The organism is Kamptonema sp. PCC 6506, assembly GCF_000180455.1.
GTDB lineage: Bacteria > Cyanobacteriota > Cyanobacteriia > Cyanobacteriales > Microcoleaceae > Kamptonema > Kamptonema formosum.
The window spans coordinates 1-17102 of record NZ_CACA01000099.1; the positions used below are offsets into that span (position 1 = coordinate 1).

Annotated in this window: 15 protein-coding genes; 8 read left to right on the forward strand and 7 right to left on the reverse strand. The window is 42.3% G+C overall.

The annotated features are described in order from the left end of the window. Nucleotides 1-56: 56 nt before the first annotated feature. Nucleotides 57-2141: a thioredoxin domain-containing protein gene (locus OSCI_RS05685; RefSeq protein ID WP_007353920.1), complete on the reverse strand. Its 2085-nt coding sequence runs from the start codon at nucleotides 2139-2141 to the stop codon at nucleotides 57-59. A 363-nt stretch (nucleotides 2142-2504) separates the two neighbouring features. On the opposite strand from OSCI_RS05685, the gene OSCI_RS05690 reads away from it, so the two are divergent. Further along, nucleotides 2505-3005 carry a 2TM domain-containing protein gene (locus OSCI_RS05690; RefSeq protein ID WP_007353921.1) on the forward strand — a complete coding sequence of 167 codons (501 nt, stop codon included), beginning with the start codon at nucleotides 2505-2507 and terminating at the stop codon, nucleotides 3003-3005. A 47-nt stretch (nucleotides 3006-3052) separates the two neighbouring features. Here the strand turns inward: OSCI_RS05690 and OSCI_RS05695 are convergent, their stop codons facing one another. Beyond that, complete coding sequence (locus OSCI_RS05695; protein WP_007353922.1) at nucleotides 3053-4447, reverse strand: NB-ARC domain-containing protein; 1395 nt, start codon at nucleotides 4445-4447, stop codon at nucleotides 3053-3055. A 186-nt stretch (nucleotides 4448-4633) separates the two neighbouring features. Between OSCI_RS05695 and OSCI_RS05700 the strand changes: the two genes are divergently transcribed. After that, nucleotides 4634-5446 (forward strand): DUF4114 domain-containing protein, encoded by an 813-nt coding sequence (locus OSCI_RS05700; protein ID WP_234708707.1) that lies wholly within the window; start codon nucleotides 4634-4636, stop codon nucleotides 5444-5446. An 89-nt stretch (nucleotides 5447-5535) separates the two neighbouring features. Here the strand turns inward: OSCI_RS05700 and OSCI_RS05705 are convergent, their stop codons facing one another. The 3 genes from OSCI_RS05705 to OSCI_RS05715 form a co-directional block, all read right to left on the reverse strand. Further along, a complete protein-coding gene (locus OSCI_RS05705; protein ID WP_007353924.1) occupies nucleotides 5536-5940 on the reverse strand; it encodes a hypothetical protein in 405 nt (134 codons plus the stop codon). Further along, complete coding sequence (locus tag OSCI_RS05710) at nucleotides 5915-6547, reverse strand: Panacea domain-containing protein (protein WP_007353925.1); 633 nt, start codon at nucleotides 6545-6547, stop codon at nucleotides 5915-5917. The genes OSCI_RS05705 and OSCI_RS05710 overlap by 26 nt, the downstream gene beginning before the upstream one ends. A 302-nt stretch (nucleotides 6548-6849) precedes the next feature. Continuing rightward, nucleotides 6850-8760, reverse strand: coding sequence for an acetate--CoA ligase family protein (locus OSCI_RS05715; RefSeq protein WP_007353926.1), 1911 nt, complete (start codon nucleotides 8758-8760; stop codon nucleotides 6850-6852). Nucleotides 8761-8986: 226 nt separating this feature from the next. Between OSCI_RS05715 and OSCI_RS05720 the strand changes: the two genes are divergently transcribed. Together OSCI_RS05720 and OSCI_RS05725 are read left to right on the forward strand one after the other, a co-directional pair. After that, entirely contained in the window at nucleotides 8987-9184 is a 198-nt protein-coding gene (locus OSCI_RS05720) for a hypothetical protein (RefSeq protein WP_007353927.1), read from the forward strand. A 248-nt stretch (nucleotides 9185-9432) separates the two neighbouring features. Next, complete coding sequence (locus tag OSCI_RS05725; protein ID WP_007353928.1) at nucleotides 9433-10287, forward strand: cyanophycinase; 855 nt, start codon at nucleotides 9433-9435, stop codon at nucleotides 10285-10287. Between the two features lie 114 nt (nucleotides 10288-10401). On the opposite strand, the gene OSCI_RS05730 is transcribed toward OSCI_RS05725, so the two are convergent. Continuing rightward, nucleotides 10402-10653 (reverse strand): hypothetical protein, encoded by a 252-nt coding sequence (locus OSCI_RS05730; protein WP_019486811.1) that lies wholly within the window; start codon nucleotides 10651-10653, stop codon nucleotides 10402-10404. Nucleotides 10654-11318: 665 nt separating this feature from the next. Here OSCI_RS05730 and OSCI_RS05735 point away from each other — a divergent pair. Beyond that, complete coding sequence (locus OSCI_RS05735) at nucleotides 11319-11708, forward strand: BON domain-containing protein (RefSeq protein WP_007353929.1); 390 nt, start codon at nucleotides 11319-11321, stop codon at nucleotides 11706-11708. A gap of 314 nt (nucleotides 11709-12022) precedes the next feature. Continuing rightward, on the forward strand, nucleotides 12023-12454 hold the full coding sequence (locus OSCI_RS05740; protein WP_007353930.1) for a DUF2294 domain-containing protein: 432 nt from the start codon (nucleotides 12023-12025) through the stop codon (nucleotides 12452-12454). Here the strand turns inward: OSCI_RS05740 and OSCI_RS05745 are convergent. Next, nucleotides 12432-12863 carry a response regulator gene (locus OSCI_RS05745; RefSeq protein WP_007353931.1) on the reverse strand — a complete coding sequence of 144 codons (432 nt, stop codon included), beginning with the start codon at nucleotides 12861-12863 and terminating at the stop codon, nucleotides 12432-12434. The two genes, OSCI_RS05740 and OSCI_RS05745, sit on opposite strands and share 23 nt — an antisense overlap. Before the next feature lie 510 nt (nucleotides 12864-13373). Between OSCI_RS05745 and OSCI_RS05750 the strand changes: the two genes are divergently transcribed. After that, the gene (locus OSCI_RS05750; protein WP_007353932.1) at nucleotides 13374-14177 is read left to right on the forward strand and encodes a DUF2267 domain-containing protein; all 804 of its coding nucleotides are present in this window, start codon (nucleotides 13374-13376) and stop codon (nucleotides 14175-14177) included. Nucleotides 14178-14431: 254 nt separating this feature from the next. After that, nucleotides 14432-17083: an EAL domain-containing protein gene (locus OSCI_RS05755; RefSeq protein ID WP_019486813.1), complete on the forward strand. Its 2652-nt coding sequence runs from the start codon at nucleotides 14432-14434 to the stop codon at nucleotides 17081-17083. The last annotated feature ends 19 nt before the right edge of the window (nucleotides 17084-17102 follow it).

Here is a 17102-nt window from a genome sequence, read left to right on the forward strand (position 1 = left end):
AATTTTTGAGAGAGCGCCCACCTTACAATCTATAGTTTATGCTGACAGTAAAACCTTCAACATCGGATTTGGCTTTGTTGAATCTGTTCTAACAACTGCTCTTTAGTTTTAGCAGGTTTCTTACAACTTAAAGCCTGACAAACTAATCCTACCACGCCCTCTGTTAGATTGCTTTCGCTCTTATAAACAGCAGTTGGCTGATATTGGGAAATCAAGCCGGAAATTTCATCTCTGGTAGTACGAATCAAGGTACAATTTTGATACCAATCGAGCGCTGCAAACAGACTCGGACAAGCTTGAGGAGAATCCTGCATCACGCTACTAAAAGCTTGCAAACCTTGCTCAGCGCGATCGAGATATTGCAAGTCTTCTGTTAGCAATGTTAGGCGTACAAGATTCGCGATCGCAACTCCATTCGCCGCTGGTGTTGCATTATCTGTATAACTGCGTTCCCGTACTAATAAATCTGCACTTGCATCACTCGCAGTATTGTAATAACCTCCTACCTCAATACTCCAAAGAAATTCGTCAAACTCCTCTTGTATTTTCACTGCTTTCTCTAACCAAACTTCAGGTTTGAGGTTAAAACTGTCAGGTTTTGTCTCCAACCAACCCTCAGATACCTGATGCAAATCTAGCAGTGCTTTCAAAAACAAAGCATAATCTTCAGACTGCGCCATAACAGCCGATTTGCCGTCATAATTTAGTCGGTGAAAGCGTCCATCAATCCATTGATTGTCTAAGATAAAATTAGCCGCTTTAGCGGCCAGTTCCAAGTATTCTGACTTGTGAAAAACAGCAGTGGCTCTAGCTAAACCAGAAATCATTAAGCTATTCCAAGCTACAATCATCTTAGTATCAGTCACCGCTGGAATTCTACCCGGCCAATCATAACTTTTAGCTTCCTGATTGTTACGCGCGGGAGGAAAGACTTTTACACTTTCAGGAACAGCACCATAGCGAACTTTAAATAGTTTAGCTAAAGCAGTTTCCAGAGTAGAACTCAATTTACCAGGATGGCGGCGTTGCAAGACATTCTTCGCTTCAAAATTGCCCGTCTGCGTGACAGTAAACTGCTCTTGAAGTTCTCTAAATTCATCAGCTTCCAGCAAATTTTCTAATTCGCTGTAACTCCAAACATAAAACGCTCCTTCCTCCGGTTCAGTCTCTTCGATATTGGTGAAATTGTCAGCATCTTGTGCAGCATAAAAATAACCAGCAGGTGCAATCATTTCCCTTTGCAACCACTCTACCGTCCCCGCAACTGCACGCTCAAAAGCTGGTTCTCTAACTCCTGCACTCCACAAATTAGCCAAATATTCAACGATTTGACCGTTATCATAGAGCATCTTTTCAAAGTGCGGTACAGTCCAAGTTCCGTCAACGGTATATCGGTGAAATCCGCCGGCAACGTGGTCATAAATGCCACCTAAAGCTAAGTCTAAACCCCGCTGCGTGCAAACTTGCTGACTGTCAGATTTGCCTTCAAGATTAAACCGCATTCCGCGCAAAGCAGATTCAGAATAAGGCATCATTGGAAAACTAGGGCCATACTCGCGAGCGCTAATAATCGCAGTGCTAGTTTCTAAACCGCGTCGGAGTAATTTACCGCTTAACTTCTCCGTTCCAGACAGTGCCGCCGACTGCTGAAAATGTGCTAAAATCTCTTCTTTGAAAGCTTGCAACTTGCCTTTTTCCAGATCGTAAAAGCGGCGAATTGCGTGCAGAACTTCTAGAAAGCCAGGTCTTCCATAGCGGGGATAGACTGGGAAGTAAGTACCGCCGTAGAAGGGAATGCGATCGATGGGATCGAGAAAAATATTCAGGGGCCAACCACCTTGACCAGTCATCATTTGTAACGCCTGCATATAGATGCTATCCAAGTCAGGACGTTCTTCGCGATCGACTTTAATGGGGATAAAATGGGCGTTCATGTACTCTGCGATCGCAGCATTAGAAAATGCCTCATTTTCCATCACAGTACACCAGTGGCAACTAGAATAGCCCACAGAAAGAAAGATCGGCTTGTTTTCGCGGCTAGCTATTTCCAAGGCTTCATCGCACCAAGGCCACCAATCAATGGGATTTTCAGCGTGTTTGCGGAGGTAAAGACTTTGAGATTGGGCAAGACGATTAGTCATAATTACAGATCGACTTCTAATGAAATACATTAAGCAATTATTTGTCATTGTAGCGCAAAATAATATTTATAGTTATGTGTTATTTGTTAACTGTTATTTGTTAACTGTTAACTGTTAACATTATGTTTAATAAAGGATATGCTCTTTGAGTAAACTTCGCGAACACAAGGACTTAGGATGGCTTCGTTGCTACTCGCAATTATATGGTAGCATTTATTTATGTCCACCTACTTATTAGCCGGTAACTTGAGTTCTGCACAGAATTTACATTGGTAGTAGTGAAATCCCCCCTTTTCACTACCTGTCATTTCCCGCTCAATGTAGATAAGATAGAGAAGATGTTAGGAAGCTAGAAAACTTAATATGGCGACAACAGAAAATCAAATCACTCAAACTTATGCCTCGGAGGATGCTCAACAAATTCTCCAGTTAGCGATCGCGCGTAGAGAAGAAACCGGAGAAATGTCTAGAACCCAGCTTTTCGAGGTGGCCAGTGAATTAGGTATCTCTCCAGCGGACATTCAGGCGGCGGAATTGGAATGGATGGCCCATAGGGGAGAATTTCAAGAAAAGAATGTTTTTAATGCTTATCGCCGCAGCAAATTGCAGCAAAATTTAGTTAAGTACGGTATTGTCAATACTTTCTTATTGCTGCTTAATTTAGCATCAAATCACGAGCTTTCTTGGTCGCTTTACATTTTATTAGGTTGGGGATTAGGACTGTCTCTTAGTGCTTGGAATACCTATCAAAGTGAAGGGGAAGAGTATGAGCAAGCTTTTCAAAAGTGGCGGTTGAAAAAGCAAGTAGGTCAGTCTATTGGTACGGCGGCGGTTAAGTTTCGCAACTGGTTGCAGTCGTCATAAACTTTGGAAAAAAGAGAAAAAATTGGTTGTTTTAAGGGTGATTGGTTTTAACGATCGATCGCCCTTAAGTTTACATATTGTTTGAATGTTGGTGACAGGTTAAAAAGTGTTATATTTTCTTGTTCATGTTTCTCAATCAATGAACGCCGTCCCAAGGATTGAATGGCATTGATTAACTCTGAGGCCGGCAATTTCATATCTTTTATCAATTGGGAAATTGAGATGGGTTCGGCTGCATTCCCGACGTAGATAATCACCTGTTTTTCTAAGTCAGACAAGCGATTTAAGTGTTGCTGCAATATTGCTTTTAATTCTTCCCCCAGAAACAAGATATCATATTTTAAATATTCGCTAACTTTACAATTAAATAATTCTTGAATCATTGTGGCAACTATTTTTAACCATAAGGGATTGCCTCCGTAGGTGTTAATAATAGTTTGCCAGTTCTCGTCTTCAAGTAAACCTTTGTCTTTGAAGATTTCGGATGCTGCTGTACCCAATCCGCCTAGATATAATGTGCGAACGGGTGCATTTTCTCCTGTTAATGCGGCAATTTCTCTAGGGGGTTCCCAACTGTTAAGGATTAAGCAACTGTTGTGGGGAATTTCTGATACAAGTCTGAATAGTGTGCCGTAATTTTCATATTCAGGACGGTAATTACCTGCTATTTGTCCGCTACTGAGGATCGTTTGTACGTCATCTAAGATAATGAGGCAGCGGTGCGATCGCAGATATTGTATTAATATTGAAAGTTTATCATCTGTGCTGACTGGCAAATCGCTATCTGCTCGATCGGAGATAAATTTAATTAGGTTTTTTAAGGTAGTTTCAAGGGTTGGGGATGTGCGAAGACTTCGCCAAATTACATAGTCAAATTGATGCTGAATTTGTGGCAGGAGGTGGAGTGCGATCGCGGTTTTGCCTATGCCGCTGATTCCTAATATGGCGATTAGGCGGGTGCGATCGCGTACAATCCATTGTTCTAGGGTTGTGAGTTCGAGTGCGCGATCGTATAGTGGGGTGATGTCGGGTGCGTCTCTTAAGTCTTGACGGGTTTGAGGTTTGTCGCTGTCTGGGTTGGGGTGCGATCGCCCTTGTGAGACTGTTGGAGAGTTTACAATATCTCTACAAATATTGATATTATTATGGGCAAAATTGTTTTCAAAAGTTGATGAAATAATAGAAAATCTACACCTCTCTATTGTCGAGCAAAAATTTGATTTGTTAATATTTTCTCCTAATAACTCTGATAAGATTTTCCATAATTCTGAGGCAACATCTCTGAGATAACCATCGCTATAGCCGGATTCCTCTGCAATTTGGGTGTAAGTCTGACCTTTCCAAGCACCACGCAGTAAAGCATCTTGTACATCGTCTAGGTGTTTTCCCGTCTTTGCAAAGACTAGAGCATCGCCAAACTTTAAGATTTCTTTAATGTCCATTATTGGGTAGTGGGGGCGAATTTTCTGGCTTTTTAGGACATTTTACGACATTTTCCGAATTATAGCAAGAAAAATATATCCATTTTCAGACAAAATCAGACATTTCCCAACTGACAAAGCTCAATAAATACCATAAAATGAGCTAACTAATAAATAGCAAGACTGAGGAGCGATCGCATGAAACTCATGGCAAGTAAAGTCTCGATCGGGCTGACTACTACCTTAACTAGCATCTTATTTAACACAATCCCTGCTGGTGCTTTTCAAATTAACACCATCGCGACTGACACAACAGGAGTCAAAGACATCATTAATGAGTTACAGCAATTCGTTCAGCAGGAAAGAATGGAACTTGCTAACCCGGATCTTAAAGCTTTAGATCCCACAAGCTTGATTCTCGGCGCTGATAGCAACCCTCATATTTTCTTTGTGAACGAGGGAGCAACCAAACGAAACCAATTAGTTTTCACCGCAAGTAAGGGTTCTAATGTTATTCAGTCAGGAGTAATCTTTCCTGATATTTCCTGTAAAAGTGGATGCCCCATCTCTGAGTCTAATGATGGTGCGCTCAACATTGGTGACTATGTGGAACTGGGTAAATTTACGGCTGGTACTGTCTTTAAGTTTCAGTTGCTTTCAAAGAACTTTAAGGATGGTCTAACAGATGTCTATAGTGCAGATATAGCTGATAATTCAGACGGTTTAGCACACCTTATTGCTTATTCCTACAAAGGTGGTGTTTTGCTGGGGTTCGAGGATCTTTTTGGAGCTAAGGGTGCGACAAGTGGGAGAAATGAAGGCTCTGACCGCGATTTTAACGATCAGGTTTTTTACATTAGTCCAATGCCTCTGGGTACTAAGGATGATTCTAATCCTGAGCAAGTTCCAGAACCCGCTACTGTATTGGGTACTTTGATGGGAATTGGCTTTATCCGTAGTGCCGTGAAGAAGCGTAAGTGTCAACAGCAACAGAAGCTTGAGGGTGCTAACTTGAGTTGATGGACAAGAAAAAAAGCGCGATCGCCCTTCCTTTTATCTCATACTTAAGAGCGATCGCGCCTCACTTCCATTATTTAGGGAACAAGTGCTTACTGATAAAGATTATGGTTCGGATCTAACCAAACAATATAAAATACATCTTCAATAAAAAATCCATGCACTCGGCCGTGTTCGTTAGTTGAAAGAGAAAACTGATAAGGAATTGTTACTAATTCTTTTTCATTAGCGATACCAAACCCATTGGGTTCGGTTGTTTCTCGCCATTTAATTGGATGACACCGAAGGGATTGACTTCGATTCATCTTCACTTCTTGTGCTGTTAATGTTGATAAATCCCGCAATCTTTCCAAAAAAGCAGTAAAATAATTCCCATCGCGATCGCGAATTGAAAATTTTTGATTCTGGGTTTGCAAATACTTGAAGGAAAATCCCAAAACTTTGGGCGTTTTTGGTTGAGAAGCGACAATTTTAGACAGAGGTTTCTTCTTTGACACGGGCAGAATAATATTTTTTCATCGATTCTTGAGAAATAATGGCATGACAAGATTCCTCTCTCGGTAAATCCCCTCTCGCTTCTAGCCAAGGCTTTTCACTGCAAATCATTCGCTCTAAAGTTTCATCATCATACTCAAAATATGCCTCGGCAACTTCTTCTATAAATTCCTCAATTTGTTCGGAAAGTTTCGGCTTTTCAATTTTTTCTACAATTGGTTCCCAATTAAATTGGTATTGATACTTTTCTAATAAATCGGGAATCACCGGGCCGTGAATCCATGCTTGAAAATCTTCATCAAATAATAGCGTTTCGTAAACTCCTAAATGCCAAGCTTGAGCGTAATATACCAGTTTTTGTAGCTTATAGACGTTGATTTCTCGATCGGTTTTTGAGGCTAACCAAATGAAATAATTTGCAATATCTACACAAGTCAGTTTTTCTGAATTGGTTTGGGTCGCAACAACTTTCAATTGACCTTCACCTATCTGTTCCAATAGTTCCAAAACAGACAAGTTAAATTCTCCGGCAATTTGCTCAACTCTTTGCCAGAGTTGAGAAGTTATAGTTATTTGATATTCACTTGTTATTGAGGTAGCTTGGCTCATTGCAGTTATTAAAATAAATTTCACCAGCCCTACAGATTTTAAATTATATCATACCTAAGCTTACGCTATCGATCTCGCCATTCCTAATTCCCCGCTAAGCAGTCGAAAATAATTAAACGTAGGGTGGGCGCTCGCCGCACATTGCCTGTAGCTCATAGAAGAAGATGGTTGCGGCGAGCGCCCACCTGTGCATTTTATTGTCACTAGCTAGAGGTTAGCTATGCCTAAATTACCCGGAATATCAAGCAAGCGAAGTAATTCGTGTACTCAAAATTTCCTAACCCCTAAACCCTAGCTCCATTTCACAAAATAGTCCCAATCTCCTTCAAATAAACCCGCGTAAATGGTTCACCATCGCCAAGGGTATATTGTTCCATCAAACCTTTGCGGCGGATAGAAATATTCGCACCTTCCCTAACAACTAAAGTCGAGTCATCAAGGAGATCTCGTGCCAACACCCGCTCGGTTTCCGTAGGATTATTCAGCACTACCATATTACTGCCTTGGTAAAACATTCCTTGCTCTTCCAAGACACTTTCGGGATACTCAGCAATCAACAAATCCAGCTTGGGATTTCGGAGTAAACTTTGCACATTCAGGTTATAGTCCTTATTCAAAAACTTCTCGGAGCGGTTGACAAAAACAGCATCGCGGCAAACAGCACCAATACTCCATTCTGGATATTCCAACAGAATACGATCGATAGTTTCTTGCAATTCTTGAACTGAAACCCGGTTAAAAGTAATAATTGGTATTCGTGCTGAATTTCCTGATTCAAAGAAAGTTTCAAGAATGTGAGCAGGCACATCAACGCTCTCGCCAAGGGCGGGATTAAGGTGCATGAAAATACCGGGAGCAGCATTAATTTCTAAGATACCAAAATTCCCTTCTTTCCAAGATTGACCGAGATTTGGGGAGATCGCATCAATGCCCAAACAAGTCAGTCGAAAGTGTTGGGCAATATCTTGAGCGAGAATGATATTGTCTGGGTGAAGAGTGGGGGTAGCATCGATGCTGACACCACCTGCGGAGAGATTAGCAACTTTGCGGAGATAGACAGTGCGATCGCTCTCAATTACGCTATCCAGAGATAATCCCTGTTCCTGCAAATACATCTCCATCGCCTCATCGCACTGAATCTTACTTAGCGGCGAAGTCGGAGTGTCTAAACGTGCCAGGGTTCTGTTTTCTCGACGAATTAGATCGCGAATAGGCGATCGCCCATCCCCCACCACCCAGGCGGGACGACGTTCAGTTGCAGCCACAAATCGGCCATTAACACACAATAACCGGAAGTCAGCGCCCTTAAAGCTTTGCTCAACAATAACTCGCACAGGTGCTTGCTCTGGAATCGCCTTAACTGCTCTCTTAAAAGCCGCTGCTAATTCCTCAGCATCTTGGATATCAGCCGTTACCCCAATTCCTTTATGACCGACTACAGGTTTAACTGCAACTGGATAGTCAATCTCTCTGGCAGCCGCGATCGCTCCGTTTTCAGTAGTAACAATATCGCCTTTAGGTACGGGAAAACCTAACGTTGCCAAAAATGCTTTACAGTCATCTTTACGAGTAGTAAAATCCGAATCCAAATGGCTATCAGAGTCAAAAGTAGTCGCTTGTCCGCGCACTAATTTTTTGCCATAACCGTACTGCATTAATCCTTCATCCCACAGATAAAAACTGGGAATGCCTTTCTGAGTCGCTTCGCGCATGAGAGAATAGACAGTTGGCCCGCCATAAACTGACTGCCGGAACATACTTTGGAGTACGCTAATTTGTTCTTCTATGGGAAAGTCTTGACCTTGGTTAATCGCTTCAAACCAATCCCAAACCGCGTAAACTACAGCCCTCGCCGTGCGGGCGTGGATAGCTTCGATACTAATCCGATGATAATGCCCATCATCCTTGACATTCCAGCAATTGAAGTGTAAGCCCATGTCCAGTTTCCCGACTTCGGAAGCAGTGCGGGCAAATAAGTGGGCGTGAGATTCGTAAGTTTCGCCTAGTAGCTGCGGGTAGCGATCGCCTATTGCTTCCAGATAGTTAGCGATCGGTAGAGGTTCTCTAGAGTCAGTCACGGCGAAATCAAATACTAAAGCCGCTGTTTCTAAATATGGGTTTGCGCCCATAAAGTGCTTGAAGTTAAAAATATCAAACACATCGCTTTTCCTGGCATTGACTCGGACTGTATCTGCGACTTTTTCTTGCAGCATTGAATACCTACTTTGAACTAAAACTTTATTATTACTTTATAGCCAGTGTATTTCCAACTATCTAAAGACATAGCTAATAAGAGGGATTGATGATTTTTTAGCTTTTTAAGTTATGAATAAAAAAGGTTCGGTTCCTAATGTCAGCAAACTATAACTTGCGAGTGATGGCAGAGTGAGTTAAGCTGTAGGTCAATATAAAGATAGAATTAAATCAGGAAGCAGGATTATGAACATGACAAAAACTGCTATCAGAGATCGACTTCATGAACTGGCTGAAGAAGCCTTTCACAAGAAACTGATTTCTGGCTATGGCGACGGGCAAGACTCCAACGAATACCAAATCGTCTGGAACGGCAAACCCCGACACCTATCGTTAGAAGAAGCACACTCTTTATTAACCACCTTGATTCAACAAACACAGTAATTCAACATTGCCCTAAAAAATAAATCGATAACCAACGCAGATATAATCTCCAATTATCTGCGTTTAGCTAATTGGATATAGGTTTTTGCCCAGGCTTTTAAGACTTGTAGACAATGATGTAGGGTTGTAAAAAGCGCTAAGTATATGAGCTTAAGCCAAAAACTTCTGTATCAATCTCTACCTTTTGATAGTTTTAGAGTTAAAAATGGTCGTGTTTTATTAGAATATAGGCGAACAAAGGAGATGCTATGACCTTAAGCGAAAATGGCGGGCAGTTATTGATTATTGGCGGAGCCGAAGACAAAGAGGGTGAGTGTAAAATCCTCCGCGAGTTCGTGCGACGCGCAGGAGGTATTAAAGCTCGACTTGCGATCATGACGGCTGCGACGAGCTTGCCTGGAGAAGTAGGGGATAATTATATCAGAATATTTGAGCGGTTAGGAGCAGAAGACGTGCGAGTTGTCGATACTCAGCGACGAGAAGATGCCAATAACCCTGATGCCTTAGAAGTAATTCAACAGGCAACAGGCGTATTTTTTACTGGCGGAGATCAATCGCGGATTACTAGCTGTTTGAAGGACACGGAACTGGATGCAGCTATTCACCAACGCTACTCAGAAGGTATTATTATAGGCGGCACCAGTGCCGGAGCTGCAATGATGCCTGATATCATGATTATTGAAGGAGAATCTGAGACCAATCCCCGCGTTGATGTAGTAGCGATGGGGCCGGGAATGGGTTTTCTGCCAGGGGTAGTAATTGACCAGCATTTTGCACAGCGGGGTCGCTTAGGACGCTTGGTTTCAGCACTGGCACAACAACCCGCAGTCTTAGGATTTGGTATTGATGAAAATACAGCTATAGCAGTCAACGGCGATGAGTTTGAAGTGATTGGTGAAGGCGCTATTACTGTGATCGACGAATCAGAAAAAACCCATGATAATTTAGATGGACTTTTAAAAGATGAAGCCTTGGCAGTTTGCGGCGCAAGGCTACATATCCTGCCTAACGGATATCGCTTTAATTTGAAAACTCGCAAGCCTATTTTTACTCAGCAAAGTCAACAAAGCGAAGAAGCGAGGGAGGTAGCGCCAGCGCGGTAATATCTTAGTGAAAATACAGTGAAGGGCAAGATGCAGATGCTACTTTAGTTGAATTATCTTGCCCTTCACACCGAATAAAACTTAAGAAAACTTAAATGTTTTAGCAACCGGAACTCAAGCAATTTTTTGATCGTCATCGAAGAATTGCTGTACCTCGCTAGTGGCTATTAAGTTCCAGCCTTGAAGTCTTAATTTCTGAAATGTTGCCCATCCTTTAGAGCCTCCGGGTTCGAGGTAATCCGGCACAGCGAATTGCCCAAAAGCTGTATAGGGCCGCCAGGGTTGATTCGGTGCTGTCCGCAAGTGTAAAATTTTTTCCTGGTTTTCACTTCCCATGCGGGGCAACCAGCACATTTGCTTTAACATGATCGAACTCCTCAGTCTCGTAAGGGTCAATTTGTTGCTCTCCCAAATTTTACTCTGTGACTCCCTTAATGCCTCTCGTAGTGCATAATAAGAAAGAAGGATAAGATCGACCTTTACCAATTACTGCTTATCGATGGAACGGCAGTCAGTAAAGCTAATTTGGGTGGGGTAAGGTTTCCTAGTTGTTGGCTAGAAAACAAGTGCAGCGCAGGAAGAAGCAAGAACTATAAACGCTGCACCAAGGCTCAAACTATAAAGAAGAGGAATCCACTGGATTGATTTATCCATTTTTTCTCCTCTGGTGTACAATTACATCCTCATTTTCTCCTTTTCCGGAGCGGGTAACATCTTTCTAAGGTATAACCTGTACTTGCAAAAAATTTGTTTCTTAAGTTACAAATTGCTCGCTTCAGCTAAAAATATTTTATTTTTGCCTCTACATACAGTGCTGTAAAAAGTCTGGGAAAACAAGTGTAGGACTGATGCAGAGCTCCCTCCAACTCTCTTAAAAAACGAGGCAAAAAATTTTCAAGTTCTTCTTTTTGCGGGTGATAGAGGGGATAACTGTTGGCAGCTTTGTTAATTTCTCTCCAGAGGCAGATGAGATAGCACTTCTGCCCACCTTAAATTGTATTTACACGAACATTATTAGAGGATAATCAGCGATGGGTTGGCTGCAAAGACTATTTGGTTTAGAAAAACCTCACCAAGAGGAAGCCCCCGCTCCTCAATCTGCTCCTCAATCTGCTCCTCAATCTGCTCCTGCTCAAGCCCCGGCAACTAAATCTGCGACAACAACGCAAACTATTCCAGCAGAGCGAGTAGGGTTAAATGGAGAATACGATCAAAGTGGCTTGGCTAAGCGTGTGGCTCTTGCTTTCGATCAAAATCCTGAAGTAGCAGATATCGATAGTGTATATGTAGCTCAACTGGGCGGCACTGTGGTGTTAAAAGGAAAAGTTTCCAGTCAGGAAGTTCTCAACAAATTGGTAAATATTGCTAGAGGTGTCAACGGTGCCAGTGGGGTGGAAACGAATCAAGTCACTATCGGGTAAAATATGTTGTTTGGCGGTGGATAATCTATGGGAAAGTTCCCCTTGAGAGAACTTTCCCTCAGTAAAAGCTATCGTTTATCGCTCTAGTTTACGCTGGAGAGTGGGGATGGGATATTGAATTTGCATCTCTTATCCAAAACCCGAAATCTACTAAACTTGTACTAAGCTTGAAGCCGAAAAGTTGCGACAAATAAGCCTAACTTCTACTCAGATGACGCTCTTAAAATTGACTATTCTGAATCTCATCAATTTGCTGTAGACTTAGTTATTAGATCGAGTCACTTCATAGAGCCATCTTAAGCTATAGCAAATTTATGACTGGGGAAACTTTAGAGCCTACTCGCGGTCAGTTAGAACGGAATCTTTCGCAGCGCATACTTGCTCTGTATCGCTCTCAGTTGGGACATCAGCCCACTCAAGTGAGCTGCACTCTTGTAGATGAAAAGCTAATAATAGTCTTGGAAAATGCCCTTACTCCACCCGAACAACTTTTAGTCCAAAACGGTCAAGAAGGTTTGGCTCAGCAGGTACGCTCCGAGCTGGATATGGTGATTCAGTCGCAACTTAAGGAACTGATCGAGAAAGTTCTAGAAGTACCTGTTACCGATCTCCTCAACGATTCGACTTTAGAGACAGGGAGGACTGGAACGATCGCGATTTTGGAGTTTGTCCCCAAATTTCGCGATGTCGTTACCAAGTCCAAGGCTAAATCAGAAATGCCCTCTAGTGGAGGTGGCGGCGGATAGTTATTTCTAAATTATCCAGGTTAAAAGGTTTGCAAATGTAGTCAGTAAAACCAGCTAAGAGAATACGCTTGCGGTCTTCAGGTCTTGCCAATGATGTAACGGCAATAATTGGAATATTGACAAGTTTTGGGTCTTGCTTAATTTGGGAAATTAATTCAATTCCGTCTATATCTGGCAGGCGGATGTCTAATAAAATTAAATCGGGTAGGCGATCGCGGATAATGGCGAGTGTTGTTTTCCCATCCACAGTTCCCAAACACGAACAACCAAACAAATCGAGAATTTGGCTCATCAATTCTAAGTTGTCCAGATCGTCATCTACAGCCAAAACTAAAGGTCGGGGGTCAAATTTATTTTGACCTGGGTTCAAGGTACATTCCCAATCTGTACTCAGAGTAGAGTAAATCATAAACTTGCAAGGTTCTGTCGTAGAAAACTTTGAAACGAGGCATTCCCCAAGTGGCGAAGCGGCACCTGAGACCGACTGGCTCGTGTTTATGATTGGTAAGTTGGCAGCCTTGACTGGATTTAAACTCAACAGTATCCATCTGAGAGCCAAGCTACTAGCGAAATTATATTTTCAGTCGTTTTGCAGCAAATATAAAGAAATTATAAAGCAAAAAGTAGTGAAGTGGTGTATTCGGATATACCGCACTAGCGAAGTTGAGTTGAGGCTGCTTTCAACGATGTGCCAATATTGCATAGCTCTCACTAAAGGCTCATCTATCTAGAGTAGTATTTGCTTTGGTAGGGGTATTTCTCAATTTACTTCTACTGAGAGATACCAGGATTTAGGCTTTAGATTTCAATAAAATATAGGCTGTCATCCCTAAAAAAATAGCGGAGGAAGTGAAGGTAAAAATTTACGATTTAAAATCCACAACTGCATAAATTTTCATTAAATAATTAGGAGATTTTTATGACAATAGCGATCAGAGAGGATCTGACTTACATCCTGCTGAAAAAGATTGAGGAAGGAGATGGTAGCAGGGGCGAGTCAGAAATTAAGCAAGCCGCAGAAGAGTATGTGGGCAAAGAAGTTACAGAAGCAGACTTACTCGGTCACTTGGATTACCTCAATCAACAAGGATTTATTGAGGCGGAATTTAGTGGAGACGCTTACGGCGGCATAGATCCTCTGCCGCCCTTAGTAGCTTTTCAAGAAGCAGATTTGACTGAAAAAGGTCATCAACTGCTAAATAAGATAGAGCAGAGCCCTCGCAAGTCTCTGCACCAACAAGGCTCAGTGGTTCCTATTGCTCATAAGGATCGCCCTTTCCTAGAAAAAGTGATGGTGAATGGTCACTTGGAGGATATTTTTGATGCCAAAGATATTACCGAATTGGTGTATCGCACCATGCGAGACTTGATGACAACAGATGCCTCCGATCGCGTAGCTGCTGAACTACATAAAGAGACGTTACCTACAGAGGACAAACGCCTGCAAGATGAAATTGTCGATTTGTGGAAAGATACTAATCCTTTAATAGGATTGCTCAGTCGAGTGCGTCCACCTTGGCATGGGCCGGCTCCTTTTGTAATCGATTCCGATCTTTTTGCTTTCCGCGTCGAACAAGAGGGCGGACTTCCTTCGGGAGTGAAGCCAGAAATCGCTATTAAGGCTGTATTTTCTGCCACTAAAGATGAGCTATCTCAGGAGCGAATTAACGAAATAGCTGGCTTTTTACCGGAGAGAATCCGAAAAATTTGGGAGGAAGCTTAAAGGAGGAAACTGAAAGTAGGACTTACCAGACATCTCTTATCTATTCTCTCCAGAACATTAAGTCGTCTTCCTAGCAAAGGTTGGCGACTTTTGTTTGAGATTTAATAAAAATTTTAAATTTTGTGCAAGTTTTTTAATATTTACCCCCTAAAAATAATACTATCGAATAAAGGACAAAGTGTATTTAAGATAACACTTAAGCTCCACGATAGTGATTCGTAAATGGCTGTTTTCAGCTTAGGAGATGGAAGGGGATGGCTAATAAAAAACTTAGACAACTATCAAGCTCAGCAATGGAGCGCGAGAGTTTGCTTAACCGAATTACTACTCGCATTCGTCGTTCCCTAGAACTGCAAGAGATTCTGACAACAACAGCACGAGAGATCCGTTCTTTTTTAGACACCGATCGCGTTAAAATCTATCGGTTCGATGCCGATGCTAGCGGAGAGGTAATTGCCGAATCAATTAAGGGCAAAAATTTGCCCTCTTTGCTGGGCCTCCATTTTCCGGCGAACGACATTCCGCTTCACACGCGGGAAATGTTTATCAAAGCCCGCCAGCGAGTGATTGTAGACGTAACGTCGCAGCATCAGACGATTAACAGGTTAGATTGCCCAGAAACAGGGGAAAGTTTAACGATCGAGGACATTTACTATGGCGCAGCCGACCCCTGCCACGTCGAATATCTGACTACGATGGGAGTCTGTGCTTCCCTGACTGTACCAATTTTACATCAAAATCGGCTTTGGGGACTGTTAGTAGCTCACCACAGCAAACCTCGTCAATTCAGCGAGCGAGAGTTGAAAATAGTACAGTTGCTTGTAGATCAACTCTCAATTGCGATCGCTCAATCTTCTCTGCTCAGCCAAGCTAGACAGCAAGCTCGCGACGAAGCGATCGTTAACCAAATTAGTAGCCTCCTCCACTCCCCCCTGGACATTACAGAAATTCGGCAAACTGTTCTCGAACAAACAGTTAAAGCCTTGTCAGGTTCCGGGGGGAGATTGTATATCACACCCGATCCAACTGGTCAACCTGCCCAACTTTATATCTACGGTTCGCAGCCCAAGGAAGGATGGATTGAAGAAAGTATTTTTTGGCAGCAAATGATGGGGGTTTTCAACCAAGACGAAGGGGAGGCGACTGCCCACAAAAATACCACAGAAGAGAATTTCTTTCAACCGTTAATAGCGGGAGGAGAGAGAGGACTAGACTTAACTATTTACACTTCTATTATACCACAAATTTACACAATTCCCGATATTTACAAAGAACCTCAATTAGAGTCTTTAATTTCAAGTTTCCACTCAGTTCCTATTCGCTCAATTCTGATCGTACCACTGCAATACCGCCACCAGTACGTGGGCTGCTTAACTATTTTCCGCAGCGAAATAGAAACCGATACTTTATGGGCGGGGCGCTGGAATCGAGACGAACGCAACCACCGCCCCCGGATTTCCTTTCAAGCATGGCGAGAAGTCAGAACTGGACAGGCACAAAACTGGACGAATGAGGAATTAAAACTGACAAAATCGCTGGGAATTCACCTTTATATGGCTGTGATGCAAAGACGGGTAGAGGGGATGGTACGGCATCAAGCTTCTCACGATCAACTAACTGGTTTAGCCAACAGGTTACTATTTAATGAAAGGCTATCTCTAGCTTTAGCGAATGCCAATCAGCGCGGGGAAATGCTAGCAGTAGTATTTCTCGACTTGGACGGATTCAAACACATTAATGATACTCTTGGTCATGCCGTTGGCGACCAATTATTACAATGCGTTGCCCACCGTTTAATTACCTCTTTGCGGACAGGAGATATTATTGCGAGATGGGGTGGGGATGAATTCACCTTTCTATTTTCTCATATTAAATCTGCGGAGGATACTACTAAGATTTGTCAGTTAATTCTGCACAGTCTTAATACTCCTTTTCAACTGGAAGATCGAGAACTTTATATTAAAGCTAGTTTGGGAATTGCTCTGGCTCCTTATGACGGAGAAGATGCCGATACGCTGCTGAAAAATGCTGATGCTGCGATGTATAGAGCTAAACAGCAAGGGAGGAATAATTATCAGTTATATAGCCCTGCTATTGGGAGTAAAGCTTTTGAGAGACTGATATTAGAAAATAATTTATACAGAGCTTTAGAACACAAAGAATTTCTGCTATATTATCAGCCGCAAATTGATTTAAATACGGGTATGATGATGGGTGTGGAAGCGCTACTCCGCTGGCACCATCCCGAACGGGGATTGATTCCTCCTAATGAATTTATCCCTTTAGCAGAAGAAACTGGATTAATTTGCCCTATTGGGGAATGGGTAATGCGGACTGCTTGTGCTCAAAATAAAGCGTGGCAGTTAGCTGGATTACCACCAATTCGGATGGCAGTTAATCTTTCGGCTCGCCAATTCCAGCAAACAAGTCTGGTAAAAACTATTCCGCAAATTTTAGAAGAAAGCGGGCTTAAACCTGAATATTTAGAAATAGAAATTACTGAGAGTATTGCTGTGCGTGATGTCCAGTTTACTATTGCTATTCTCTGTCAGTTGCGCCAGATGGGTATTCATATTTCTATGGATGATTTTGGCACGGGTTACTCTTCGCTGTCTTCTCTGAAACATTTGCCGTTAGACAATTTAAAAATAGACCAGTCGTTTATAAAGGAGCTGATGAGCGATCGGAACGATGCTGCTATTATTAAGGTAGTGTTAGCTTTGGGTCATGGTCTGAAATTGAGAGTAATTGCTGAGGGAGTGGAAACGTGGGATCAGTTACAATTTTTGCGAGGAATTAAGTGTGACGGTGCCCAGGGATATTTCTTTAGTAGACCTTTGCCCGCGAAGGCGCTAACACAAATGTGGAGAATGGGATATGGGGAATGGGGAATGGGGAATTGGTAATTGGTAATGGCTAATAGCT